This is a genomic window from Enterobacter sp. WP_7_1 (assembly GCF_003688535.1).
Taxonomy (GTDB): Bacteria; Pseudomonadota; Gammaproteobacteria; order Enterobacterales; family Enterobacteriaceae; genus Enterobacter; species Enterobacter asburiae.
The window spans coordinates 586,336-611,326 of record NZ_REFK01000001.1 but is presented as its reverse complement, the minus strand read 5'-3'; the positions used below and the strand labels follow the sequence as shown (position 1 = coordinate 611,326).

Here is a 24,991-nt window from a genome sequence, read left to right as displayed (position 1 = left end):
AAATAAACTCATGATAGAGGCGCAGACAGAATATTTTTATCCTGCATTCAAATTGCCCCTTCCACCTATATCCTTTACTTTTCTGGCTCCTTGTTATGAATGTAAGAGACGGTAATACGCTATGTATATGCGCCATTTTAATTTCACTACCCAGCCTTTCCGGACTATCACCCGGATGCCAGGTGATTTTTTTGTTCCGTATCATCAGGATGTGTTCGGTTTGCTGAAAGAGAAGTGCCAGACAACAGGCGTCACTGCGCTCTTAAGCGACGACAGCTATCTCGCCTCGCAGTTTTGCGAGGCGCTGAAAAAGCATGACGGCACACTGCTTGCCATTAACGCCTTCCCGAAACTCAGCGCCAGCGGCCTGCTCTATAAACTCAACACCACCACTAAAGAGAGCAAAACCCGGATCCAGGCGATTGATGCTGTGCTGCGTCAGTGGAAGGACGAGATGTTGTCCTGCAAAACCACGCGTAAAGTGCTGGTCATTTCGCATATTCAGTCAATGAAAGCGAATTGCCACGACGCTCTGTCCATGCTGTTAACCCGCGCGCAAGAGCTGGATGTGCCTCTGTCGGTTGTGCTGATGGGATCGGCCGACCAGGAAGCCGCCCTCCAGCAGTCCGGGTTGCGTGAATTTCTTCATACGCATCACACGCTCCGGCCTCTTACCTGCCGCGAGTCCCTGAGCTATGTTCAGACCCAGTGTGAAGAACATGGCAGCGACGCGACGCCGTTTACCCGGGCCCGCGTGCGCAAGATGCATGTTCTGACCAAAGGACAGACAGGCAAACTCAACGAGCTGGCGCACCTTGCAATGCTTGCCGCCTGGACCGAGCGTTCAGCGCAGGTATCGCCGCGCCATCTGCGCCTCGCCGCAGGAGAAGTTCTGCCGGCGAAACCGAAGGGCAAACGCCTTGCCGTTATGGGCCTTTTTGCCTCCGTACTGTTTGCCGCCTGCGGCTGGACATTGATGCCCACCATTACCGCCAGACTGCCGGTACAGCTGCCCGTGATGGCCAGCTGGAAACCGCAGGCACCAAAAACCGACGCCCCAGCGGTGCCGGTTATTGATAATGAAGTGGTGAATAAGCCCGATGCGATGCATCAGCTCTATACCATGTGGGGTTATGACGCCACGATGGAAGAGGCGCTCTGCCAGAACGCCGGGCAGGTCAATCTGATGTGTAAGGAGGGTAGCGCTCCGGTCGAAGAGCTGGCAAAAGAGGGTTACCCGTGGATTGGCGAGATCAAAACAGGCGATCACCTGAACTATGCCGTGGTGGCCAGAGTAGACGATAACTCGCTGGATCTGCTGATGAATAATCGCACCTGGCAGGTGAGCCGCAGTTGGTTTAACCAGCATGCAACGGGCAATTACACCCAGTTGCACCGCCTTACGCCGCAGGGGAAAGATGCCGTGAGCGCCGAAAGCAGCGCCAAAGATCTGGGCTGGATGGATCAGCAGCTTAGCCTGGCGCTGAATCTACCCGAAACCCACACAAAGGTGTGGACGGCCGAACTGATGCAACGTACCCGCGAGTTTCAGCAGAAAATGCATCTGCATGTGGACGGGATTGCGGGTGAAGATACATTGATGCAGTTAATGCGTGAAACCCGGACTACGCCAAGCGTACTTATTCAGTCCGCAAATATATCTGCGACCCCCAACGCGCAGGAGAAGCATTCATAATGTCGACGATTACTCTGGCTGCCCAGCGCAGCGCTACCCTGAATGCGCCGGTCTGGTTTTCTTACCGGCGCCCCTCGCTGAAAAAAGTGGTCTGTACCACCCTGATCTGGGTGGTGGGAATAGTGATGACGATCGCTGCGGGACTCTACGCTCATCTCTACTGGGATCTGCGTCATCCGGTACCTGAGCCAGTAAAAGCAAGCGCCGTTAAGCCAGAAACGACGCTATCGGATATGCATTATGTCTATGTCAGTAAACCGTTCCCGCAGCCTGAAGCAAAGCAAGAACCGGTGACAAAAGAGATGCCGCCGCTGCATGAGATGCCCATTGATAGCGGCGATGCCGACTGGCAGCAGGCTCCCGACGGTGAAATGCCGCATGATATTTCCCGGGATATATTGCCAGGAACAGAAGTGAAGAATTCTGCTATCCCCGAACAGGATAATTCCGGTCAGACAGTTGATGACGGGGCGATCAAGGCATTATTGATGAAGGCGTTAAAAGAACAGGAAAAAGATTATTCGCAAGGGAAAATGCCCGCGCCTCCCGTGGATGAAACCACGTCAGGAACGCAGGCAAATAATTTACTGAAACATAGCCCTCCTTTCAGTTAAAAAGGAGATAAAAGCGATTAATACTTCTCCGGCAATGCTGACAAATACATAAGACGACCTTTCTCAACCTGAATATAATTACCTTTTTTCAGGTCAGCGAGGATTTTAATAATGGTACTGCGGGCCAGGCTGGTATATTCCTGAATATAGTCATAAATATTGATATCGCGCTGATGGTGCACCATCAGTTCGTTAATTTCCAGCAAGAACTCGCGAACAATCGAGTAGGCGCTGCGGGCCACCAGCACTTCGTCACGCTTGCTGAGCAGGCAAACATACCAGGAGAGGACTTTACTCAAGGCTTCCCAAAGATTTTTTTCGCTTATCAGACGGACAAAATCATCTTTTTTAATGGTGCGCACCACGGTATTGGCACGAACCAGGCCATACATATGCGTTGAGTTGTAATAAATAGAGGAGAGACCAAAAATACATTTATTCTGTAAGGTGAACATACACAGTTCATCCGACTCGCGGCGGAATTCAACTTCACCGCTAACGATAAAATGAATATCTTCGTTGTTCTCGGTACTGATACGCTGCCATTTGCGTAAGGTTCTTTCTTCAAAACCTTCAGTTGCCGCGATAAGGGCGTCAAGTTCTGCTTGTGGACGGCTATTTTTACTGTAGATACTTAACATTGTTATACCTATTAATATTAAATTGAAAAAGGTGAACGTGTGCAATCACAGCGCATAAATGCGTAGTCCATTTAACAAATGTAAAGTAAAGCTAAGACGTTAGAACATCCGTATTTCTTATTTGTCGTGCTGATATATTGTCAACCACGTTTGCGAGTAATTTCGACTGAGGAAACTATAAAACATTTACACCGTGAATGTGATTAAAAATCAGTCCAAAAGGAGATCGTGTAAAGTGGCGTCGGGTAACCCGAAGGATTACCCCTGCCCGTAGCGCTCTAACAGCGCCTCCGCGATAGCCAGCGTTTCGCGATCGGCCACGCCGTCCCAGCGCGACGGGCGAAAATGCATCTGAAACGCGACGATCACGCGCTTCTGCTGCGCGTTCGTCATGTTATCGGTCACCTCATAGCCGTAGCGCGCCAGCAGATCGAGCAGCACCTTCGGCTCCACGAGCTCGTCGCGCGGCTTGCCGTTCAGGTAAAACGCCACCCGCGCCGGGTCGGGCCACGCGCCGATGCCCTGCATGGCGAGCGCCTGCCACGGGAACAGCGGGCCGGGATCGTCTTTACGCTGCGGAGCGATGTCCGAGTGGGCCACCACATTTTCAGGCCTGATGTTGTAGCGGGTAATAATGTCTTTGGCGAGCGGAACCAGCGCCGCAATTTGCTCAGGCTCAAACGGCGTAAAATGCTTAACGCCCGACGTTTTTTGCCAGCCGCGGTTCTCCAGCTCAATGCCGACCGAGGTATCATTAATCCGGTTGGTGCCGCGCCAGAAGCTGATGCCCGCATGCCAGGCCAGTTCGCTTTCGGGTACCAGCTGCCAGATGCGCGGCTTACCGTCCGCTGCCGGAGGTTTAGCCGGGATCAAATAGTGAGAGCTGACGTTCTTATCCGTCAGCGTGGCCAGCGAGCTGTCAAAGTCATCTGCGGTGTAGTGGATCACCAGCACCTTTATACGCGGGTAAGCCGCCTGCGCCTGATGGCGCGTGTCCAGCTCGTAGGCGCCTTTATCGATGATCCCTTTTTCAGTGGCACACCCTGCCAGCAGCAGCGCCAGCAGGAGCGTGGCAAGCGAACGCTTCATCGGAGGGTTTTCACCGCCGTACCGCTTACGCTCACCATCAGCATGCTGGCATCTTTTCCGACCGTTTCGTAGTCGATATCAATCCCCACGACCGCATCAGCGCCGAGGGCTTCCGCCTGCTCGCCAAGCTCTTTAAAGGCGATTTCACGCGCTTTGCGCAGCTCTTTTTCGTATGCGCCCGAGCGGCCGCCAACGATATCGCGGATACCGGCAAAAAAGTCGCGGAAGATATTGGCGCCGAGAATCGCTTCGCCGGTAACCACACCGCAATACTCGGTTATTGTCTGCCCTTCCAGGGTTGGCGTTGTTGAAAACTGCATGGTTTCTCTCCTTCTTTAGCGTTCAATGCCTTAGGCACAGCATTATCGGTTCGTTACGCTATGATTGAAAGGATAGTTAATAAATAAGGAAATCAACATGCGCTATTCTGCTTTAACACTTTTGGTGCCCTGCGCGCTGGTGCTCAGCGCCTGTACCACCACGGTCACGCCAGCCTTTAAGGATATTGGTACCCGCAGCGGCCCCTGCATTGAGGGCGGCCCGGACACCGTGGCGCAGCAGTTCTATGATTATCGCATTCAGCACCGCAGCAACGATCTCACCGGCCTGCGCCCGTATCTGAGCGACGGTCTGGCAAAACTGCTTAACGACGCCACCCGCGATCCTCAGCACAACACATTGCTGAAATCCGATCCGTTCTCCAGCCGTACCACGCTGCCGGACAGCGCCGAAGTGGCCAGCGCGTCAACCATCCCGAACACCGATGCCCGCAATATTCCGCTGCGCGTGAAGCTGACGCAGGGAACCCAAACCTGGCAGGATGAAGTGCTGATGATCCGTGAAGGACAGTGCTGGGCGGTAGACGACGTGCGCTACGTTGGCGGCAGCGTTCATGCCCCGGCAGGCACGCTTCGCCAGTCGATTGAGAATCGCTAAACCCGCCGATACAACCTGGTAACCCCCGTAAAATGTGCGGCATTTCATGCGGAATGCCGACATTTATACTCGCCGACCTTACCGTTCGCTATTTTGTGCTATGTTTAAGAGGAAACACGGGTTATATTTAACTTTTAACGCATAAATATTGCATAACTATTCTGTCAACGGTACTATCTGCGGCCTCAATTGCTATAGATTGCCTGGATGAGTAAAGACTGCCCCGATGAGTATTAAACTAAACGGCATTAACTGCTTCTACGGCGCACACCAGGCGCTGTTTGACATCACGCTGAACTGCCCGGAAGGCGAAACGCTGGTTTTGCTTGGCCCAAGCGGTGCAGGCAAAAGCTCCCTTCTGCGCGTCCTTAATCTGCTTGAAATGCCCCGTTCAGGTACGCTGGCAATTGCCGGTAACCATTTTGACTTCGCGAAAACGCCGTCTGATAAAGCGATTCGCGAACTGCGTCAAAACGTCGGCATGGTCTTCCAGCAATACAATCTCTGGCCGCATCTGACCGTCCTGCAAAACCTGATTGAAGCGCCGTGCCGCGTGCTGGGGTTAAGCAAGGATCAGGCGATCGCGCGTGCCGAAAAGCTGCTGGATCGTCTGCGTCTTAAGCCTTACAGCGACCGCTTTCCGCTGCACCTCTCCGGTGGTCAGCAGCAGCGCGTGGCCATTGCCCGTGCGCTGATGATGGAGCCCGCGGTACTGCTGTTTGATGAGCCAACCGCGGCGCTGGACCCGGAAATTACCGCCCAGATCGTCAGCATTATTCGCGAGCTGGCGGAAACCAATATTACGCAGGTTATCGTCACCCACGAAGTGGAAGTGGCGCGTAAAACCGCCAGCCGTGTGGTCTATATGGAAAACGGTTATATCGTTGAGCAAGGTGACGCGGGCTGCTTCGCGAACCCGCAAACCGATGCCTTCAAAAACTATTTATCTCATTGATTGTGTCAGGGGAAATATAATGAAAAAAGTATTACTTGCCGTGCTGCTTGCTGGCGTTACCCTTTCCGCTACCGCAGCCCAGACCATTCGTTTCGCCACGGAAGCCTCTTACCCTCCGTTTGAGTCGATTGATGCGAACAACAAAATTGTTGGCTTCGACGTGGACCTGGCTAACGCCCTGTGTAAAGAGATCGACGCGACCTGTACCTTCAGCAACCAGGCATTCGACAGCCTGATCCCAAGCCTGAAGTTCCGCCGTATCGACGCCGTGATGGCCGGTATGGACATCACCCCGGAGCGTGAAAAGCAGGTGCTGTTCACCACCCCTTACTACGACAACTCCGCCCTGTTCATTGGTCAGAAAGGGAAATTCACCTCTGTCGATCAGCTGAAAGGCAAAAAAGTTGGCGTGCAGAACGGCACCACGCACCAGAAATTCATCATGGATAAACATCCGGAAATCACCACCGTTCCGTATGACAGCTACCAGAACGCGAAGCTGGATCTGCAAAATGGCCGTATCGACGGCGTATTTGGTGATACCGCGGTCGTGACCGAGTGGCTGAAAGCCAACGACAAGCTGGCGCCAGTGGGCGACAAAGTGACCGATAAGGATTACTTCGGTACCGGTCTGGGGATTGCCGTTCGTCAGGGCAACACTGAGCTGCAGCAGAAATTCAACGCTGCGCTGGAAAAAGTGAAGAAAGACGGCACCTACGAAACCATCTACAAAAAATGGTTCCAGAAGTAATTCCTGATGAATGAAATTTTTCCTTTAGCAAGCGCCGCCGGGATGACCGTCGGCCTTGCCGTTTGCGCACTGATTATCGGCCTCGTGCTGGCGATGTTCTTTGCGGTGTGGGAATCCGCGAAATGGTTCCCCGTCGCCTGGACAGGCTCCGCGCTGGTCACCGTGCTGCGTGGGCTACCGGAAATTCTGGTGGTTCTGTTTATCTATTTCGGCTCCTCACAGCTGCTGCTGACGCTGTCGGACGGCTTCACGATCAATCTTGGCTTTGCGCAGATCCCGGTGCAGATGCAGATTGAAAACTTCGACGTCAGCCCGTTCCTGTGCGGCGTGATTGCCCTCTCCCTGCTCTACTCCGCGTACGCGTCGCAAACCCTGCGCGGTGCGCTGAAAGCCGTGCCGCAGGGTCAGTGGGAGTCGGGTCAGGCGTTAGGCCTGTCGAAATCAGCGATCTTCTTCCGTCTGGTCATGCCGCAGATGTGGCGCCATGCCCTGCCGGGCCTCGGCAACCAGTGGCTGGTGCTGCTGAAAGATACCGCGCTGGTGAGCCTGATAAGCGTTAACGATCTGATGCTGCAAACCAAAAGCATCGCCACCCGTACCCAGGAGCCCTTTACCTGGTACATTGTGGCGGCGGCTATCTACCTGGTAATCACGTTGCTCAGTCAGTACATCCTCAAGCGTATTGACCTGCGTGCGACGCGCTTTGAACGGAGACCAGGCTGATGCTTGAATATTTCCCCGAGCTGATGAAAGGGCTGCACACCAGCCTGACGCTGACCGTGGCGTCCATAATCGTGGCGCTGATCCTGGCCCTTATCTTCACCATCATCCTGACGCTGAAAACGCCGGTGCTGGTGTGGATTGTGCGCGGCTACATCACCCTGTTTACCGGTACGCCGCTGCTGGTGCAGATCTTCCTGATTTACTATGGCCCGGGCCAGTTCCCGTCGCTGCAGGAGTATCCGGTTATCTGGCATCTGCTCTCTGAACCGTGGCTGTGCGCCCTGATTGCCCTTTCGCTGAACAGTGCGGCCTATACCACCCAGCTGTTCTACGGGGCGATCCGCGCCATTCCTGAAGGTCAGTGGCAGTCCTGCGGGGCGCTGGGCATGAGCAAGAAAGACACGCTGGCGATCCTGCTGCCGTACGCCTTTAAGCGCGCGCTCTCCTCTTACTCCAACGAAGTGGTGCTGGTGTTCAAGAGTACCTCTCTGGCCTACACCATCACCCTGATGGAGGTGATGGGTCACGGACAGCTGCTGTACGGACGTACCTATGACGTGATGGTGTTCGGTGCGGCAGGCGTGGTTTACCTGGTGGTTAACGGTCTGTTGACGCTGATGATGCGCCTGATCGAGCGTAGAGCGCTGGCGTTTGAGCGCAGAAATTAACTACGCGAGTGCATAAAACGGTATTTATGGAGCGGGTAACCTGATGGGTTATCCGCTTTTTTTTATGATGAACATAATATTTAATCATTTTTATTGCATACAAATTCATTAACTGGCATTGTACATCCATGCCGCAGACACGGCGCATAAATAAGACAGACGGGAGCATTACAATGAAAAAGTTAGTTCTGGCCGCATTACTCGCCACCTTCGCCGCTGGCGCATCCGCAGCAGATAAAATCAATTTTGGCGTGTCCGCCACCTATCCGCCGTTTGAATCGCTGGATGCCAGCAACCAGATCGTGGGTTTCGATATCGACCTGGCGAAAGCGCTGTGCAAACAAATGCAGGCCGACTGCACCTTTACCAACCATGCCTTCGACAGCCTGATCCCGTCGCTGAAATTTAAAAAATACGACGCGGTTATCTCCGGGATGGACATCACGCCTGAGCGCAGCAAGCAGGTCGCGTTTACCGACCCGTACTACGCCAACTCTGCGGTCGTGATTGCGAAGAAAGGCGCTTATACCTCTTTCGATCAGCTGAAAGGCAAACGCATCGGGATGGAAAACGGCACCACGCACCAGAAATACCTTCAGGACAAGCATCCTGAAGTGAAAACCGTCGCCTATGACAGCTATCAGAACGCGATTATCGACCTGAAAAATGGCCGCATCGACGGCGTGTTCGGCGATACCGCCGTGGTGAACGAATGGCTGAAAACCAATCCGCAGCTGGGCACCGCAACCGAGAAAGTGACCGATCCGCAGTACTTCGGTACGGGCCTCGGCATCGCGGTACGTCCGGATAACAAGGCCCTGCTGGAAAAACTGAACGGCGCGCTGAAAGCGATTAAAGCTGACGGCACGTACCAGAAAATCAGCGAGCAGTGGTTCCCGCAGTAAGATTTTTTTGCCGGGTGGCCCGGCCTACGGGGGTGGTAGTCTGTAGGCCGGGTAAGGCGAAAGCCGCCACCCGGCAATTTCTTAAAGCGGCACAAAGAACCTGAACCGTGCCCCGCTCGCCGACTCCATCAGCCTAATCCCGCCCCCGTGCAGCTCCAGCATGCGTTTCACGATTAACAGCCCCAGCCCGCCGCGATTCTCCCGCGATGCCTGGGTATTCAACGCCGATGGACGCTGGAACAGATCGTCGCGCAGCGAGGCATCCACGCCCGTTCCGCTGTCTGCCACTTCTACCTGAAGCCGTTCATTCTCCTGCCAGACCGCCAGACGAATTTCCCCGCCAGATGGCGTATGGCGCATCGCGTTATCGAGCAGGTTGGTCACCACGCGTTCGATCATCGACACATCGGCGTTAATCAGCGGCAGCGGTCCCGGCACGTCAATATGCAGATTCACCTCGCGCGTGCGGGCGGTGAGCTCAAACTTCTGCGCCACGTCGGAAATCAGCTCCCCCATCGCGAAGCGCTCGCGCTGCGGCTTAATGCCGCCGTGCTCAAGGCGCGCCAGCTCAAACAGCTGCTGCGACAGATGACGGACCTTTTGCCCCTGACGCAGCGCGGTGGCGAGATACTGCTGGTGCTCCTGCGGCGTCAGCGTGGCGGATTTTAGCGACAGGGTTTCCAGATAGCCCAGCAGCGAGGTCAGCGGCGTACGGAGATCGTGCGAAATGTTGGCGATAAACTCCCGGCGCTGGCGATCGCTGTCGGCCAGCTGGTCCCACTGGCGGGTGATTTTGCGCGCCAGCTCGATAAAGCTGTTGCGCAGGATCGCCACTTCATCCTTTGCCGCCGCGTCCGACGGCTGTGCCGCCAGCTGCCTGATAGCGCTTATGCTGTCCTGCTCCAGCCCGGCGACTTCGACCGTCAGCTGTTTTACCGGGCGCGTAACCCAGTACCAGACCAGTAAACCTGCCAGCAGGCCAAACAGCGCAACCCACAGCAGTGACCACAGCACCGTGCTCCACAGCGCCTTGTGCCAGGCCATCTCCGCCAGCGCGTTGGACTCCTCGCCCTGCAAAATAATGTAGAGGTAGCCTTTTAGCTCGCCGTCCTGCCGCAGCGGCGTGGCGCTAAAGACCTTTTTATTTTGGCTGCGCGGATCGTCGCCCAGGATCGGTATAGCGGTACCGCTCAGGAAGGTCTGCACCGGCGCCAGGTCGATTTTTTGCCGCTGAATGTGGCCCGGCGGTGCGGCATCGGCCAGGATATCGCCGTCCGGGGAGACGACATACAGCTCAACGCTCGGATTAAAGGTCATCAGCCGGTCAAACAGCGGCTTGAGTGCCGTCCGGTCGACCCTGCCCTGCGCGTCCAGAATCGCTTCACGCTGAACGATCTGCTGCGCCAGCCCGCCCGACAGCCGCTGCACCATCGCGTTACCGTACTGCGTACTGCTGTAGAGCTGTACCGCGCAGGCGACGGTGGCGCAGAGCATCATCAGCAGGATGAACAGCAGCGTCAGGCGCTGGCTCAGGCTAAAGCGCCGCATCATGATTTGGCTCCGCAAATTTATAGCCCTTGCCCCAGACGGTGCGAATAATCTCCGGCTCGGCGGCGTCCTTCTCAATCTTGATGCGCAAGCGGTTAATATGGGTGTTAACGGTGTGCTCATAGCCTTCGTGCTGATAGCCCCAGACCTGCTCCAGCAGCGCCAGACGGGAAAACACCTCGCCGGGATGACGGGCAAAGAAGTAGAGCAGCTCGAACTCGCGCGGGGTGAGATCCACCACCTGGCCGTGAAGCAGCACGCTGCGCGCCAGCGGATCGATGGTCAGACCGTGGGCCTGAATTTGGCCGTCGGTTTGCGCCTGCCCCATCGCCTGCTGGCGGCGGAATAGCGCTTTGATGCGCGCAATTAATTCCTGCACCGAGAACGGCTTAGCCAGATAATCATCGGCGCCGGTTTCCAGCCCGGTAATGCGGTCGGTTTCGCTGCTGCGAGCGCTGATGATGATCACCGGCAGGTAGCGCGTCATCTGACGGATGCGGCGGCAAATCTCCAGACCGTCAACGTTGGGCAGCATCAGGTCGAGGATCACCGCATCCCACGGCTGCTTTTCAAGGCGCACTAAGGCGTTGCCCCCGTCGGGCTCGTGGGTGATGGCGTAGCCTTCGTCTTCTAAATTGAGTCGCAGAAGCGCCGCGATATCGTGGTCGTCTTCCACCAGCAGGATCTGCTTCATGGGTAAGCCTTCAATCATTTCTTATGACGTAAGCTTACCTGATTTCGAGCGGGGGAAGAGTTCACATTTTGTTGAACATTGTGCGGGGTTCATGCCGGGCGATGTTAAGGATTAGCGCGTTTTCACCAACAACGTCAACACTTCATAATGCGCGGTATGCGGGAACATATCGAAAAGCTGCACGCGTTCAATGCGGTAGCCCGGCAGGCTGCCGATATCCTTTGCCATGGTCTGTGCGTTACAGCTGGAATAGACGATGTACTCCGGTGCCATCTGGCTCAGGTAGTCGCACAGCGCGTTCCCGATGCCGCGACGCGGCGGGTTCACCAGCACCAGCTCCGGCACGTTGCCCTGGCCGGTCGCAAACTGCGTGGAGTCCAGCGCCTGGAAGTGCAGATTCGTTAACCCCAGCTCGGCGGCGGACTGTTTCGCGCAGGCAATCGCTTCGGCAGAGATCTCAATTCCGGTGAGCTGCATTTCTGGCGTGGCGCAGTGCAGGCCAAAGCCGCCCACGCCGCAGAAGAGATCCCACATATGCTGGATGTTTAATGCACGAACCCAGTCGCGGGCGGTGGCGTACAGGCTGCTTGCCACGGTCGGGTTAGTCTGGAAGAAGCTTTGCGGGCGGATCCACAGCGGCACGCCGTTGAAGCTTTCGGCCAGCGCGTGCTGTTCGGTGAAGAAAACCTCTTTCTCCCCTTCCATGATCGCCATATGCACCGGCTGAATATTCGCCGTAATCACCTTAAGCTGCGGAAGCTGTTCCTGCAGCCACGGCAGCGCCGCGCGCAGCTGCTCCAGTTTGGCTTCGGAGCGCAGCACAAAGCGTAGCATCATGCCGCCATCTTTCTGGCTTTCCGTCAGCAGAAGGTATTTCAGCTCGCCGCGCCTGCGGGCGACGTTGTAAGGCGTTAACCCTGCACGCGCAATAAAGGGTTTCAGTGCGGCAAAGACGGGCTCAAACGAGGCGGGATACAGCGGGCAGTCGGTTAAGTCTTCCGGCGTGCCGTCGCGGTGCAGCATCCCCAGCAGCGGTTTTTCAACGCTGCCGCTGACCACCATTTTGGCTTTATTACGAAAGCCCTGCTCCGGGCCGCTGACGGATGCGCACCACTCGCCCACCGCGTGCGCTGCGAGCAGCTGTTGCAGGTCGGCCATTTTGGCGGTGAGTTGTTGAGAGACCGGCTGTTCTATCCACTGACAGGAGCGGCAGCGTCCGGCGTCATAGAGTGCGCACTGCATATGAAAACCTTAAGAATCACGAGGGCTGCGATTATACACATTATTGCAGGCGGAAGAACCGCCGACTGGAGGCGGGGATAAAAAGCAGGAACAGAACCAGCATGTCCGGGAGTTTTTGCATAAACAGCGCGCGCAGGATCTCGCGTTTGGATTCACCGGCAATGCTGAACAGCTCCGGGTAGCCGTATCCCAGCGAGGCGGCCCACAGATAGCTGGCGGCGGTAATTTGCGTCAGCAGATAGACCCAGCGCGCCCAGTTGCGTCCTTTGACCAGCGAAAACGCGCAGTAGATCTCGATAAACACCAGCACCAGGCTGCTCAAAAAGACCAGCGTCAGATTCCACGTCTGCACGCTGCGGTGAATGAATTCACCGATGCCGCGCACGCCCAGGGTGTTCAGAATCATCAGCACGTCCAGGCAGCGGATCATAATAATGGCGAGCGCCGCCACCTGAACCAGTGCAGGTACGTTAGGACGCGCGTGCGTAGTACGTGATTTCTTTAATAATCCCAATGTTTTACTTCCCTGAAAAACAGTGCCGCGTCATGCGCGGCACATCACTGGAAATTTTAAATCCTTCAGCCGCGTCTTGCACGCTGGATATCGCGCACGCGCTGTTTTTCCGCGCGCGCCATCAAATACCAGGCGATAAATCCGACAATTCCGACCACGCCGAGGATGATGGAAGCCAGAGCGTTAATCTCCGGGTTAACCCCCATGCGCACGCTGGAGAAGACCAGCATCGGCAGCGTCGTCGCGCCCGGTCCGGAGACAAAGCTGGCGATAACCAGATCGTCCAGCGACAGCGTAAACGCCAGCAGCCAGCCGGAGATCACCGCCGGCATAATCATCGGCAGGGTAATGATGAAAAAGACCTTCAGCGGCGTCGCGCCAAGATCCATCGCCGCCTCTTCAATGGAGCGATCCAGCTCGCGCATGCGCGAGGAGATCACTACCGCCACGTAGGCCGTACAGAAGGTAACGTGCGCCAGCCAGATGGTGAGCATGCCGCGATCCGCCGGCCAGCCGATGGCGTGCGCCAGGGCCACGAACAGCAGCAGCAGCGCGAGGCCGGTGATCACGTCCGGCATAACCAGCGGCGCGGTGATCATAAAGGCGAACCCGTTTGAGCCGCGAAAACGCCCGAAGCGCACCATCACCAGCGCGGCGATCGTACCCAGAACGGACGCCATTGTCGCCGCCAGGGCGGCAATAGTCAGGCTCAGCCCCACCGCGCTCATCATCGCATCATCGTGGAACAGCTCGCTGTACCAGCGCGTCGACCAGCCTGCCCAGACCGTCACCAGCTTGGAGCTGTTGAAGGAGTAGATCACCAGCATCAGCATCGGCGCATACAGGAAGGTAAAGCCGATCACCAGGATCGCTATTCGCCACGGGGAGCGCACTACCGGTAAGTTGTTCATCCGTGATCTCCCATCTGTTTCTGCTGATGCTTGTGGAACCACATGATCGGCACGATCAGCAGCAGGAGCATAACAATCGCCACCGCAGAGGCCACCGGCCAGTCGCGGTTATTGAAGAACTCCTGCCACAGCACGCGGCCAATCATGATGCTGTCCGGGCCGCCGAGCAGTTCCGGGATCACAAACTCCCCTACCGCCGGGATAAAGACCAGCATTGATCCGGCGATAATGCCGCCTTTGGTCAGCGGGACAATGACGCTGAAGAAGGTTTTTAACGGGCGGGCGCCGAGATCGAGCGACGCTTCCACCAGCGAGTAATCAATGCGCGTCAGCGCCGTATAGATCGGCAGCACCATAAACGGCAGATAGGCGTACACAATGCCGATATAGACCGCGAGGTTGGTGTGCAGGATCGTCAGCGGCTGATCGATAACCCCGAGCCACATCAGGAAGTTATTCAGCACACCGTTGTTTTTCAGGATCCCCATCCAGGCGTAAACGCGGATCAGGAACGAGGTCCACGACGGCAGGATCACCAGCAGCAGCAGGATATTACGCGTCGACGGCTTGCTGTGCGCCACCGCCCACGCCAGCGGGTAACCCATCACCAGACAGCAGAGCGTCGAGATCGCCGCCACCTGCAGCGACTGCAGATACGCTTCGAAATAGAGCGGATCGTCGGTGAGCTGCAGGAAGTTGCCGAGATTAAGCGTCAGCGTCAGCTGCCCGTCGGCCCAGTCCAACAGGTTGGTATAGGGCGGGATCGCCCGCGCCATTTCCGCCAGGCTTATCTTGAAAACAATCAGAAACGGCAGCAGGAACAGCAGGATCAGCCACACGTACGGCATGGCGATCACCAGCTTGCGGCCGTGGTTCATCTGCATGCGCGTCAGCCACTGGGCAAAGCCGCCCGGCTTTTCTGCGCGGGCTGGAGGTTCAAGTGCACTCATTTGCCGCTCCTTATACCGTCAGCACGACGCAACTGTCAGCATCCCAGCACAGGCGCACTTCGTCACCCCATGTTGGCTGCCCCTTGCGGTAGCGATGTTCGTTCTGCAGCTGTGCGCTGAGCATCTGCCCGCTTTTCAGCCGCACGTGGTAGATAGACAGGTCGCCCAGATAGGCAATGTGCACCACTTCGCCCACGGCAAAGTTATAGCCATCCGCAGGCGGATCCTCACAGAGCATGATTTTCTCCGGACGCAGCGCGACGTAGACCGGCACGTTGTCCACCACGGAGTTATCAGAATCGACCTTAAGCGGATGCTGCAGCCCCGGCGATTCGATGACCAGCCCATCCTCCTGACGATCTTTCAGCAGCCCTTCGAAGACGTTGACCGAGCCGATAAACTCCGCGCTGTAGCGGGTGGTCGGGTGCTCATAAATCTCTTCCGGCTCGCCGATCTGCACGAACTTCCCGCGGTTCATGATCGCGATACGCCCGGCCATGGTCATCGCTTCTTCCTGGTCGTGGGTCACCATCACGCAGGTCACCCCCACGCGCTCGAGGATATCCACCACTTCGAGCTGCATACGGTCGCGCAGTTTTTTATCCAGGGCCCCCATCGGCTCATCGAGCAGCAATAATTTCGGACGTTTTGCCAGACTGCGCGCCAGGGCCACGCGCTGGCGCTGGCCGCCGGAGAGCTGGTGCGGCTTACGCTTCGCGAACTCCTGCATGTGTACCAGGCTCAGCATTTCGGCCACGCGCGCGGTTATTTCGGCCTTCGGCAGCTTGTCCTGCTTCAGGCCAAAGGCGATGTTCTGCTCCACCGTCATGTGCGGGAACAGCGCGTAAGACTGGAACATCATGTTAATCGGGCGCTGATACGGCGGCACGCTGGAGAGATCCACGCCATCGAGCATGATTTGCCCGGCGGTGGGCTGTTCAAAACCGGCCAGCATACGCAGCAGGGTCGATTTTCCGCAGCCAGAAGCCCCCAGAAGGGCAAAAATTTCGCCTTTATAGATAGTCAGGCTGACGTCGTCCACGGCATGCTGGCCATCGAAAGATTTGGTGAGGTTACGAATTTCAAGAAGCGGGGTCAGCGCTTTACGGACTTTCGCCTGCGGGCGGGGGATCGCGTCATTCACGGGGTGTTCTCCGGCATAGATCAGTACTGGTGCAAACGCACCGTCAGGGTGCGCATCGCCGGGCGGCGCTAATGCTTGCCCGGCCTACGGGTTGTACAGGCCCGGTAGGCGACAGCGCCACCGGGCAACAATACCCAACGCCGTTATTTACCGCTTTTCACCTTGGTCCACGCGCGGGTACGCACGCGGTCAATTTTTGGATCCTGAACTTTCAGGGTGAAGAGCTTGGCGAACACATCCGCCGGCGGATAGATAGCCGGGTTGTTACGGATTTCTTCGCTTACCAGCGGCACGGAGGCCTTGTTACCGTTCGCGTAGTAAACGTGGTCGCTGATGTGGGCGATCACCTCAGGACGCATCAGGTAGTTGAGGAACTGATAGGCTTCGTCTTTGTTTTTCGCATCAGCCGGCATCGCGAAGACGTCAAAGAAGGCCAGCGCCCCCTCTTTCGGAATGAAGTAAGAGACGTTCACGCCGTTCTTCGCCTCTTTCGCGCGGTTAGCCGCCTGCCACACGTCCCCTGCCCAGCCGATCGCGACGCAGATGTCGCCGTTCGCCAGGTCGTTGATGTACTGAGACGAGTGGAAGTAACGAATGTTTGGACGCAGCTTCAGCAGCAGATCGGTCGCCGGGCCGGTGTAATCATCGGCTTTACTGCTGTTCGGGTCTTTGCCCAGGTAGTTCAGCACGGTGGCGAAAATCTCTTCCGGCGCATCGAGGAAGGAGACGCCGCAGCTTTTCAGCTTCTCAAGGTTTTCCGGCTTCAGCACTACGTCCCAGCTGTCCAGCTTGACGTCCGGGCCCAGCACCGCTTTGACTTTATCAACGTTGTAGCCGATGCCGGTGGTCGCCCACAGGTAAGGCATGGCGTATTTGTTGTCCGGGTCATGCTTCGCCACCAGCTTCAGCACTTCCGGATCGAGGTTTTTCCAGTTCGGTAACTTGCTCTTGTCCAGAGGCTGGAAGACGCCTGCCGTCAGCTGGCGCTCGAGGAAGCTTGCAGAAGGCACCACGAGATCAAACCCGGTGCTGCCCGCCATCAGTTTTCCTTCCAGCACTTCGTTGGAATCGAAAACGTCGTAGACCACTTTAATGCCGGTTTCTTTTTCAAAATTCGCCACCGTGTCCGGCGCGATATAGTCAGACCAGTTGTAAACGTGCAGCGTTTTTTGTTCCGCAGCGAGCGTGCCGGCAGAGACGGCCATCAGAGCACCCGCAACCAGACCCGATAACCATTTTTTATTCAAGGCGATCATATCTTTATTCCTTCTGAAAGCTCGTTAACAAACGAACTAAAACTGTGCAATCTGAAGATATGCAATAATCATGCATAGTTTGTCGCTCTGCCCAAAATAAAAAGAAACCTCTTTACCCGGCAGTTTCCGCTCGCTTTTTTAAGCACCGCAAGAATAACTGTAGCCCGTGTCTCCGGCTATAGCCCAGACGAAAAAACGCCTTTTATCAATTTTTTATGCAGGTTATGTCTACGTGATAAGCCGAAACGGCCTTCGGGGAGGTGAAAAATTCTTTAAAGAAAGGTTAAAAGCAGCAGAAAAAATGGCCTTCTGCAGCCGCTATGGCAGCGACTGCGCAAAAGTCAGACAGGGTTAGTGAAGAAAATTGGGAGATGCATCATTATTCTCTGCATCATCTTCCGCGCTATACAGCAGATGGTGTGCATTGGCTTCCATCATGACCATGGAAATTTGCTCTTCACTCAAGCGCATAAACGCGGAGAACTGCTTGAACGACAGCCCGGCACCGGAGAATAAAGACTGGCAAACGACCAGTTTTGGCAGATTATCATCCTGTATGTCGAGAAATGCTTTCACCGTCAAAGAACTGGCGTTGATCGCCGACAGGTCGGAGGCCAGCGCCAGCAGCGCAGACGGCTTCACTTCGGCCAGCGCGGAGAAAAGGATCACGTCGTTAATGAGATCGACTTTGGCATCGAAAATGCCGTCAAAATTCTGCATATGAGGCAGATGCAGCGCCTGGCAGGAATCGCATTCGAAGAACGTAATTCCGGCATCATCAAGCCATTGACGTAACGTATCCAGTGTAGGTACGACCTGTAAATCCATCGCTGTGCAGCCTCTTCAATAAAAACTTCGCATAGATTACGCAAAAAGTGCGTTCAATACCATTTAACCGCCCGTTTTCAGACAGTAACCCGGCGTGGCATGACGCTCGATCCATGAGATCATTTTACCCGCAATATCGACACCTGTGGTTTTTTCCACGCCTTCCAGCCCCGGCGAGGCATTCACCTCCATGACCAGCGGCCCGCGCGTCGCCCGCAGAAGATCTACGCCCGCCACGTCCAGCCCCAGGGTTTGCGCCGCTTTGACGGCAATTTCCCGCTCCCGGTCGCTGATATCAGCGATTCTTGCAATGCCGCCCCGGTGAAGGTTAGAGCGGAAATCGCCCTCTTTCGCCTGGCGCTCAATGGCCGCCACCACTTCATTGCCGACCACGAAGCAGCGGATGTCGCGCCCTTTCGCCTCTTCGATGTACTCCTGCACCAGAATGTGGGCATTCAGTCCCCGAAAGGCGTCAATCACGCTCTCCGCCGCCTGGCGCGTCTCCGCCAGCACCACGCCAATGCCCTGCGTACCTTCCACCAGCTTGATGACCAGCGGCGCACCGCCCACCATGTCGATAAGATCGCTGGTGTCGTCAGGTGAATGGGCAATACCCGTGACGGGGAGATCGATCCCCTGACGGGCGAGCAGCTGCAGCGAGCGCAGCTTGTCGCGGGCGCGGGATATGGCGACAGATTCGTTGAGCGGATAGCTGCCCAGCATCTCGAACTGGCGCAGCGCGGCGGTGCCGTAATAGGTGATCTGGGAGCCGATGCGCGGGATCACCGCATCAAAGTGCGGCAGCTTGCGGCCTTTGTAGTGAATCGACGAGGCGGCCGGGTCGATGTTCATATAGCAGGACATCGGGTCGAGGATCTCAACCTGATGCCCGCGTTTCGCCGCCGCCTCACGCAGGCGTTTACATGAATAGAGCGTTCCATCCCGGGACAATATGGCAATTTTCACCCTGCACCTCTCTGAAGACATGGAAAAAGCCTGCGTATCATATACGCAGGCAAGCGCAGGAGGAATGGACTATCGCGTCGCCCATCCCTGTTTGTGGAGGTAATCAAGAATAAACGGGCGATTTTCTTTAATGATGGTGCGACGAATATGGTCAGTCCAGGTATCACGGCGGTTATTGCTGCCGCGCGTCATGTAGTAGTTCGCCAGCTCTTCATCATATTGATTCAGGACGTCCTGATCGACCGGCTGGTAGTGGTTTTCGTGCACCAGCATCGCCGCAGGAATGCGCGGCTTCAGGTCCGGGTTATCCGCAGGCCAGCCGAGGCACAGGCCGAACAGCGGCAGCACGTGTTTTGGCAGCTTCAGCAGCTCGGTCACGCTTTCGATGTTGTTACGCAGGCCGCCGATGTAGACACCGCCTAACCCCAGCGACTCCGCCGCCGTGAAGGCGTTTTGCGCCATCAGCGCGGTATCCACCACGCCCAGCAGCAGCTGCTCGGCCAGCCCCAGCTCGGCCTCCGGGCAGATCTGCAGGTGGCGGTTAAAGTCGGCGCAGAACACCCAGAACTCCGCCGCCTGAGCCACATGCTTCTGCCCGCCGGTCAGCGTGACCAGCTGCTCGCGCATGGACGGGTCGGTGATGCGGATAATGGAACTGCACTGCAGGAAGCTGGAGCTGGAGGTCGCCCTGGCGCTGTCGATAATCGCGGCACGCTGCGCCTCGGTAATCGGCTCATCGGTGAAGTGGCGAATGGAACGGTGGGAACGGAGCAGGTCAATCGTTGGTGTCATCTTGTCTCTCTTTGTCTTGCTTAAACCTTATGCCAGCCAGTATAGGCAATGATTTGCGCGGTGTAATTGGCGAAACATAGCCTGACTGTATCAAAGCGACAGGCGAAACCTTCTTTAATGGCGGCAGGTTATCGGGCACTATATGTCCTATTCGCCGTCAGGCTTGTTTTTTGAGGAGAGAGAAATGTTTGCAGTAATTTTTGGTCGTCCAGGGTGCCCTTACTGTGTGCGCGCGAAAGAGCTGGCTGAGAAACTGACCGAAGAGCGCGATGACTTCAACTTCCGCTACGTGGATATCCACGCGGAAGGCATCACCAAAGCGGATCTCGAAAAAACCGTCGGCAAGCCGGTTGAAACCGTACCGCAGATCTTCCTCGATCAGAAACACATCGGCGGCTGCACTGACTTCGAAGCTTACGCCAAAGAACATCTGGGCCTGTTTGCCGCTCAGTAATGCTAAGACGCCCTCACCCTGAGGGCGTTTTTAATTGTGGTGCCGTCGATGCTTAATCAGACTGCACACAAACAAATAGCACAGCGCGCCAAGGGCGCACCAGAAGACGCCGCTCAGCAACCACGCCAGCTCCTGCCAGAAACTTCTCGTCGACACATACAGCAAGCGCATCAGCAGCAGACACAGTGGTGCGGCCAGTATGGCGCCCAGCAGCGGTTTCGCCACCTCCCCTTTACGGGAGAGAAAACTGGCCGCGGCACCCGGCAGCGTAAAAAAGAGCAGCCCCAGCTCCGGGTGGCCCGACGCCCTGAATGCCCCTTTCACATTAAAAGCGAGCGACATGCACACGACGGTGAACAGCAAAAAGCAGCTGATCACCCCCGCCCAGTTTCGTTTAATGTTCAAACTATCCTCCTGACTTATCTCTATCAAATATACCTTCGTCGGGTAGACGCCCAGTCAGATAAAGCAGTGCGGCAATCCTTGCCAAAGTACGCACAGGGTGATGCGATAATCAGTAGCTGTCAGTAGCTAATGCGATTAAACTACACGCCAGCTAATGTTTTAGGGAATAAAGCAGGAAACAGGGAGCGTTAACGCCTTTCCCTGACCCAGAAAACAGTAGCCCAAAAAGTCCTTTCATTCAACAACTTACTGGTAAACAAGAAGTTAGCCTCCGTGAATATAAACGTCGCAGACTTGTTAAATGGGAATTACATCCTGTTATTATTTGTGGTACTGGCGCTGGGCCTTTGCCTGGGTAAATTGCGCCTGGGTTCAGTTCAACTTGGTAATTCCATTGGCGTTTTAGTCGTCTCCTTATTATTAGGCCAGCAGCACTTCAGCATTAACACGGACGCGCTCAACTTAGGCTTTATGCTGTTTATTTTTTGTGTTGGCGTGGAAGCAGGACCGAACTTTTTTTCAATTTTCTTCCGCGACGGCAAAAATTATCTGATGCTGGCGCTGGTGATGGTCGGCAGCGCGCTGCTGATCGCCTTAGGGCTGGGTAAACTGTTTGGCTGGGATATCGGGTTAACGGCCGGTATGCTGGCAGGCTCCATGACCTCTACCCCCGTGCTGGTGGGTGCCGGTGATACCCTTCGCCATTCCGGCATGGCCGGCGCGCAGCTCTCTAACGCGCTCGACCACCTGAGCCTGGGCTATGCCCTGACCTATCTGATTGGTCTGGTGAGCCTGATCGTTGGTGCACGTTACCTGCCAAAACTGCAGCACCAGGATCTGCAGACCAGCGCCCAGCAAATCGCCCGCGAGCGCGGTCTCGATACCGATTCCAAACGTAAAGTCTATCTCCCGGTGATCCGCGCCTATCGCGTCGGGCCAGAGCTGGTGGCATGGGCTGACGGCAAAAACCTGCGCGAGCTGGGGATTTACCGCCAGACGGGCTGCTATATCGAACGTATCCGCCGTAACGGCATTCTGGCGAACCCGGACGGCGACGCGGTGCTGCAGATGGGCGACGACATCGCGCTGGTGGGTTACCCGGATGCCCACGCCCGTCTCGACCCGAGCTTCCGTAACGGCAAAGAGGTGTTCGACCGCGACCTGCTCGACATGCGCATCGTCACCGAAGAGATCGTGGTGAAAAACCATAACGCCGTGGGTCGCCGTCTGGCGCAGCTGAAGCTGACCGACCACGGCTGCTTCCTCAACCGCGTGATCCGCAGCCAGATTGAGATGCCTATCGACGATAACGTCGTGCTCAACAAAGGCGACGTTCTGCAGGTCAGCGGCGACGCGCGACGCGTGAAAACCGTTGCCGACCGCATCGGCTTTATCTCCATTCACAGCCAGGTCACCGATCTGCTGGCCTTCTGCGCCTTCTTTATTGTTGGCCTGATGATCGGGATGATCACCTTCCAGTTCAGCAACTTTAGCTTCGGCATCGGTAACGCCGCCGGGCTGCTGTTTGCCGGGATCATGCTGGGCTTCCTGCGAGCGAACCACCCTACCTTCGGCTACATTCCGCAGGGCGCGCTGAACATGGTGAAAGAGTTCGGTCTGATGGTCTTTATGGCGGGCGTAGGCTTAAGCGCGGGCAGCGGTATCGGCCACAGCCTGGGCGCCGTCGGCTGGCAGATGCTGGTTTCCGGACTTATCGTTAGCCTGGTGCCGGTGGTGATCTGCTTCCTGTTCGGCGCCTACGTGCTGCGCATGAACCGCGCCCTGCTCTTCGGGGCAATGATGGGCGCGCGTACCTGTGCGCCTGCGATGGAAATCATCAGCGATACCGCACGCAGCAACATCCCGGCGCTGGGGTATGCGGGCACGTACGCTATCGCTAACGTACTGCTTACGCTGGCGGGTACGCTGATCGTTATCATCTGGCCGGGACTCGGATAACTCCTAAGTTTGCGCGCGGGGAAAATTATTTTCGTTACGCGCAGAACTTTTTTATCAGGGGGCAGTCATAACTAGTGCCACTGCTTTTCTTTGATGTCCCCAATTTGTGGAGCCCATCAACCCCGCCGTTTTGGTTCAAGGTTGATGGGTTTTTTGTTGCCTGAAGTTCCCTTACCTCTCATCTCCGCTTCTATCCTGCAATCAAAACATATATGATTAAACGCATATAAAAAACCACACCCACAGGAACTCCCATGCTCCACCCGCTCCAGCTCTTCAAAACCCTCTCCGACGAAACGCGGCTCGCCATCGTCATGCTGCTCCGTGAAGCGGGGGAGCTGTGCGTTTGCGATCTCTGTTCCGCGACCACCGAGTCGCAGCCGAAGGTCTCCCGCCACATGGCACTGCTGCGCGAGTCCGGGCTGGTTATCGATCGCCGCGAAGGGAAATGGGTCCATTACCGTCTCTCTCCCAACATGCCTGCCTGGGCGGCAACCGTTATCGACACCAGCTGGAACTGTCTGCGGGAAGAGACGCGCATGAAGCTAAAAAACCGGGTTCCGGGCTCATGCTGATTAAAACACATTCACAAAAACAGATATAACGGAGTAAAGGATGTTTCTGGCAGGGGCAATTTTTCTGTTTACGCTGGTACTGGTCATCTGGCAGCCCAAAGGGCTCAGTATCGGCTGGAGCGCCAGCATTGGCGCCGTACTGGCGCTGGCCAGCGGCGTGATTCACATTAACGATATACCGGTCGTGTGGAATATCGTCTGGAACGCCACGGCAACGTTCATCGCCGTCATCATCATCAGCCTGCTGCTGGATGAGTCCGGCTTTTTCGAGTGGGCGGCGCTGCACGTTGCCCGCTGGGGGAACGGTCGCGGGCGATTGCTGTTTACGTATATCGTGCTGCTGGGCGCAGCCGTGGCGGCGCTGTTTGCCAATGACGGTGCGGCGCTAATCCTGACGCCTATCGTCATCGCCATGCTGCTGGCGCTGGGGTTCAGCAAGCAGGCCACGCTGGCGTTTGTGATGGCGGCGGGTTTTATCGCCGATACCGCCAGCCTGCCGCTGATTGTGTCCAACCTGGTCAACATCGTGTCGGCAGACTTCTTTAAGCTGGGGTTCAGCGAATACGCCTCGGTGATGATCCCGGTAGATATCGCCGCCATTGCCGCAACGCTGATGATGCTGCATCTCTTCTTCCGCAAGGAAATTCCCCCGGAATATGACCTTGCAAAACTCCGCGAGCCCGCGCGGGCCATTCACGATCTCCCGACGTTCAGAACGGGCTGGCTCGTCCTGCTCCTTCTGCTCGTCGGTTTCTTTGTGCTTGAACCTCTCGGCATTCCGGTCAGCGCCATCGCGACCGTCGGCGCGCTGATTTTATTCGCTGTCGCAAAACGCGGACATGCGATAAACACCGGAAAAGTGCTGCGCGGCGCGCCGTGGCAGATCGTCATCTTCTCGCTGGGGATGTATCTGGTGGTGTATGGCCTGCGCAATGCCGGGCTGACGGAATATCTCTCCGGCGTACTGGATAGCCTGGCCGGACACGGGCTGTGGGCCACCACGCTGGGGACCGGATTCATCACCGCGTTCCTGTCATCCATAATGAACAATATGCCCACGGTGCTGATTGGCGCGCTCTCCATTGAAGGCAGTACGGCGACGGGACTGATCAAGGAAGCGATGATTTACGCTAACGTGATTGGCTGCGATCTGGGGCCGAAAATCACGCCTATCGGCAGCCTCGCCACCCTGCTCTGGCTCCACGTGCTGGCGCAGAAAAACATGACGATCACCTGGGGCTACTATTTTCGGACGGGCATCATCATGACGCTGCCGGTCCTGTTTGTGACGCTCGCCGCGCTGGCGCTACGTCTCTCCTTCACACTGTAATGAGCCATTGATATGAGCCACATCACCATTTACCACAACCCCGCCTGCGGCACGTCGCGCAACACGCTGGAGATGATCCGCAACAGCGGCACGGAGCCAGAGATTATCCTCTATCTGGAAACCCCGCCGTCGCGCGATGAGCTGACCACCCTGATTGCCGATATGGGCATTTCGGTGCGGGACCTGCTGCGTAAAAACGTGGAGCCCTATGAACAGCTCGGCCTTGCCGACGACAGCTTCACCGACGACCAGCTTATCGATTTTATGCTGCAGCACCCGATTCTGATTAACCGTCCGATCGTGGTGACGGCGCTGGGTACCCGCCTGTGCCGCCCGTCTGAAGTCGTCCTCGATATCCTGCCCGATGTGCAGAAAGGGGCATTTACGAAAGAAGATGGCGAAGCCGTGGTGGAAGCCAGCGGGAAAAAAATCTCGCCAAAGTAAC

General features: G+C 56.3%; 28 protein-coding genes. 13 read left to right on the top strand and 15 right to left on the bottom strand.

All coding sequences use genetic code 11. The annotated features are described in order from the left end of the window. Positions 1–121 precede the first annotated feature (121 nt). A complete protein-coding gene (locus BJ885_RS03025) occupies positions 122–1,696 on the top strand; it encodes an ExeA family protein (protein ID WP_121931155.1) in 1,575 nt (524 codons plus the stop codon). Next, positions 1,696–2,310 carry a hypothetical protein gene (locus BJ885_RS03020; RefSeq protein WP_047648213.1) on the top strand — a complete coding sequence of 205 codons (615 nt, stop codon included), beginning with the start codon at positions 1,696–1,698 and terminating at the stop codon, positions 2,308–2,310. The genes BJ885_RS03025 and BJ885_RS03020 overlap by 1 nt, the downstream gene beginning before the upstream one ends. 17 nt (positions 2,311–2,327) lie before the next feature. On the opposite strand, the gene BJ885_RS03015 is transcribed toward BJ885_RS03020, so the two are convergent. From BJ885_RS03015 to BJ885_RS03005, 3 genes are all read right to left on the bottom strand, one after another. Further along, complete coding sequence (locus tag BJ885_RS03015) at positions 2,328–2,951, bottom strand: helix-turn-helix domain-containing protein (RefSeq protein ID WP_029739455.1); 624 nt, start codon at positions 2,949–2,951, stop codon at positions 2,328–2,330. A gap of 258 nt (positions 2,952–3,209) precedes the next feature. Continuing rightward, entirely contained in the window at positions 3,210–4,040 is an 831-nt protein-coding gene (locus tag BJ885_RS03010) for an N-acetylmuramoyl-L-alanine amidase (protein WP_121931154.1), read from the bottom strand. Beyond that, positions 4,037–4,360 carry a heavy metal-binding domain-containing protein gene (locus BJ885_RS03005; protein WP_023310944.1) on the bottom strand — a complete coding sequence of 108 codons (324 nt, stop codon included), beginning with the start codon at positions 4,358–4,360 and terminating at the stop codon, positions 4,037–4,039. The genes BJ885_RS03010 and BJ885_RS03005 overlap by 4 nt, the downstream gene beginning before the upstream one ends. A gap of 97 nt (positions 4,361–4,457) precedes the next feature. Here BJ885_RS03005 and BJ885_RS03000 point away from each other — a divergent pair, with 97 nt between their 5' ends. From BJ885_RS03000 to artJ, 6 genes are all read left to right on the top strand, one after another. After that, complete coding sequence (locus tag BJ885_RS03000; RefSeq protein WP_029739453.1) at positions 4,458–4,976, top strand: lipoprotein; 519 nt, start codon at positions 4,458–4,460, stop codon at positions 4,974–4,976. Between the two features lie 226 nt (positions 4,977–5,202). Further along, the gene (gene artP, locus BJ885_RS02995; protein WP_047648219.1) at positions 5,203–5,931 is read left to right on the top strand and encodes an arginine ABC transporter ATP-binding protein ArtP; all 729 of its coding nucleotides are present in this window, start codon (positions 5,203–5,205) and stop codon (positions 5,929–5,931) included. Between the two features lie 19 nt (positions 5,932–5,950). Further along, positions 5,951–6,682 carry an arginine ABC transporter substrate-binding protein ArtI gene (gene artI, locus BJ885_RS02990; RefSeq protein ID WP_008500032.1) on the top strand — a complete coding sequence of 244 codons (732 nt, stop codon included), beginning with the start codon at positions 5,951–5,953 and terminating at the stop codon, positions 6,680–6,682. 6 nt (positions 6,683–6,688) lie between these two features. Next, positions 6,689–7,405, top strand: a complete 717-nt coding sequence (gene artQ / locus BJ885_RS02985; RefSeq protein ID WP_023310941.1) for an arginine ABC transporter permease ArtQ — start codon at positions 6,689–6,691, stop codon at positions 7,403–7,405. Beyond that, positions 7,405–8,073, top strand: a complete 669-nt coding sequence (artM, locus tag BJ885_RS02980; protein WP_029739452.1) for an arginine ABC transporter permease ArtM — start codon at positions 7,405–7,407, stop codon at positions 8,071–8,073. The genes artQ and artM overlap by 1 nt, the downstream gene beginning before the upstream one ends. A 173-nt stretch (positions 8,074–8,246) precedes the next feature. After that, positions 8,247–8,978 (top strand): arginine ABC transporter substrate-binding protein ArtJ, encoded by a 732-nt coding sequence (gene artJ, locus BJ885_RS02970; RefSeq protein WP_021240923.1) that lies wholly within the window; start codon positions 8,247–8,249, stop codon positions 8,976–8,978. 81 nt (positions 8,979–9,059) lie between these two features. On the opposite strand, the gene BJ885_RS02965 is transcribed toward artJ, so the two are convergent. The 11 genes from BJ885_RS02965 to nfsA form a co-directional block, all read right to left on the bottom strand. Beyond that, on the bottom strand, positions 9,060–10,529 hold the full coding sequence (locus BJ885_RS02965; protein WP_121931152.1) for an ATP-binding protein: 1,470 nt from the start codon (positions 10,527–10,529) through the stop codon (positions 9,060–9,062). Then, positions 10,513–11,220, bottom strand: a complete 708-nt coding sequence (locus BJ885_RS02960; protein WP_121931151.1) for a response regulator transcription factor — start codon at positions 11,218–11,220, stop codon at positions 10,513–10,515. The genes BJ885_RS02965 and BJ885_RS02960 overlap by 17 nt, the downstream gene beginning before the upstream one ends. A 111-nt stretch (positions 11,221–11,331) precedes the next feature. Continuing rightward, positions 11,332–12,462: a 23S rRNA (uracil(747)-C(5))-methyltransferase RlmC gene (gene rlmC, locus BJ885_RS02955; RefSeq protein ID WP_121931150.1), complete on the bottom strand. Its 1,131-nt coding sequence runs from the start codon at positions 12,460–12,462 to the stop codon at positions 11,332–11,334. 40 nt (positions 12,463–12,502) lie between these two features. Beyond that, the gene (locus BJ885_RS02950) at positions 12,503–12,976 is read right to left on the bottom strand and encodes a YbjO family protein (RefSeq protein WP_029739448.1); all 474 of its coding nucleotides are present in this window, start codon (positions 12,974–12,976) and stop codon (positions 12,503–12,505) included. A gap of 65 nt (positions 12,977–13,041) precedes the next feature. Then, positions 13,042–13,887 carry a putrescine ABC transporter permease PotI gene (gene potI, locus BJ885_RS02945; protein ID WP_029739447.1) on the bottom strand — a complete coding sequence of 282 codons (846 nt, stop codon included), beginning with the start codon at positions 13,885–13,887 and terminating at the stop codon, positions 13,042–13,044. Further along, complete coding sequence (gene potH / locus BJ885_RS02940) at positions 13,884–14,837, bottom strand: putrescine ABC transporter permease PotH (protein WP_029739446.1); 954 nt, start codon at positions 14,835–14,837, stop codon at positions 13,884–13,886. The genes potI and potH overlap by 4 nt, the downstream gene beginning before the upstream one ends. Positions 14,838–14,847: 10 nt before the next feature. Further along, positions 14,848–15,981 (bottom strand): putrescine ABC transporter ATP-binding subunit PotG, encoded by a 1,134-nt coding sequence (potG, locus tag BJ885_RS02935; RefSeq protein WP_183128604.1) that lies wholly within the window; start codon positions 15,979–15,981, stop codon positions 14,848–14,850. Positions 15,982–16,124: 143 nt separating this feature from the next. After that, the gene (gene potF / locus BJ885_RS02930; protein ID WP_023335062.1) at positions 16,125–17,237 is read right to left on the bottom strand and encodes a spermidine/putrescine ABC transporter substrate-binding protein PotF; all 1,113 of its coding nucleotides are present in this window, start codon (positions 17,235–17,237) and stop codon (positions 16,125–16,127) included. Between the two features lie 351 nt (positions 17,238–17,588). Next, positions 17,589–18,065 carry a YbjN domain-containing protein gene (locus BJ885_RS02920; protein WP_121931147.1) on the bottom strand — a complete coding sequence of 159 codons (477 nt, stop codon included), beginning with the start codon at positions 18,063–18,065 and terminating at the stop codon, positions 17,589–17,591. Between the two features lie 63 nt (positions 18,066–18,128). Beyond that, positions 18,129–19,031, bottom strand: coding sequence for a 30S ribosomal protein S6--L-glutamate ligase (gene rimK / locus BJ885_RS02915; RefSeq protein ID WP_024907857.1), 903 nt, complete (start codon positions 19,029–19,031; stop codon positions 18,129–18,131). Positions 19,032–19,100: 69 nt separating this feature from the next. Next, a complete protein-coding gene (gene nfsA, locus BJ885_RS02910) occupies positions 19,101–19,823 on the bottom strand; it encodes a nitroreductase NfsA (RefSeq protein ID WP_121931146.1) in 723 nt (240 codons plus the stop codon). Between the two features lie 184 nt (positions 19,824–20,007). On the opposite strand from nfsA, the gene BJ885_RS02905 reads away from it, so the two are divergent. After that, positions 20,008–20,277 (top strand): GrxA family glutaredoxin, encoded by a 270-nt coding sequence (locus tag BJ885_RS02905; protein WP_006809455.1) that lies wholly within the window; start codon positions 20,008–20,010, stop codon positions 20,275–20,277. Between the two features lie 30 nt (positions 20,278–20,307). On the opposite strand, the gene BJ885_RS02900 is transcribed toward BJ885_RS02905, so the two are convergent. Beyond that, on the bottom strand, positions 20,308–20,682 hold the full coding sequence (locus tag BJ885_RS02900) for an inner membrane protein YbjM (RefSeq protein WP_121425695.1): 375 nt from the start codon (positions 20,680–20,682) through the stop codon (positions 20,308–20,310). 273 nt (positions 20,683–20,955) lie between these two features. Between BJ885_RS02900 and BJ885_RS02895 the strand changes: the two genes are divergently transcribed. The 4 genes from BJ885_RS02895 to arsC all read left to right on the top strand — a co-directional run bounded on the left by BJ885_RS02895 (position 20,956) and on the right by arsC (position 24,990). Then, positions 20,956–22,641, top strand: a complete 1,686-nt coding sequence (locus BJ885_RS02895) for an aspartate:alanine antiporter (protein WP_121931145.1) — start codon at positions 20,956–20,958, stop codon at positions 22,639–22,641. A 254-nt stretch (positions 22,642–22,895) separates the two neighbouring features. Beyond that, positions 22,896–23,216, top strand: a complete 321-nt coding sequence (locus BJ885_RS02890) for a metalloregulator ArsR/SmtB family transcription factor (protein ID WP_121931144.1) — start codon at positions 22,896–22,898, stop codon at positions 23,214–23,216. Positions 23,217–23,256: 40 nt separating this feature from the next. Next, a complete protein-coding gene (locus BJ885_RS02885) occupies positions 23,257–24,546 on the top strand; it encodes an arsenic transporter (RefSeq protein ID WP_059346400.1) in 1,290 nt (429 codons plus the stop codon). A 12-nt stretch (positions 24,547–24,558) separates the two neighbouring features. Further along, positions 24,559–24,990, top strand: a complete 432-nt coding sequence (arsC, locus tag BJ885_RS02880) for a glutaredoxin-dependent arsenate reductase (protein ID WP_121931143.1) — start codon at positions 24,559–24,561, stop codon at positions 24,988–24,990. The last annotated feature ends 1 nt before the right edge of the window (position 24,991 follow it).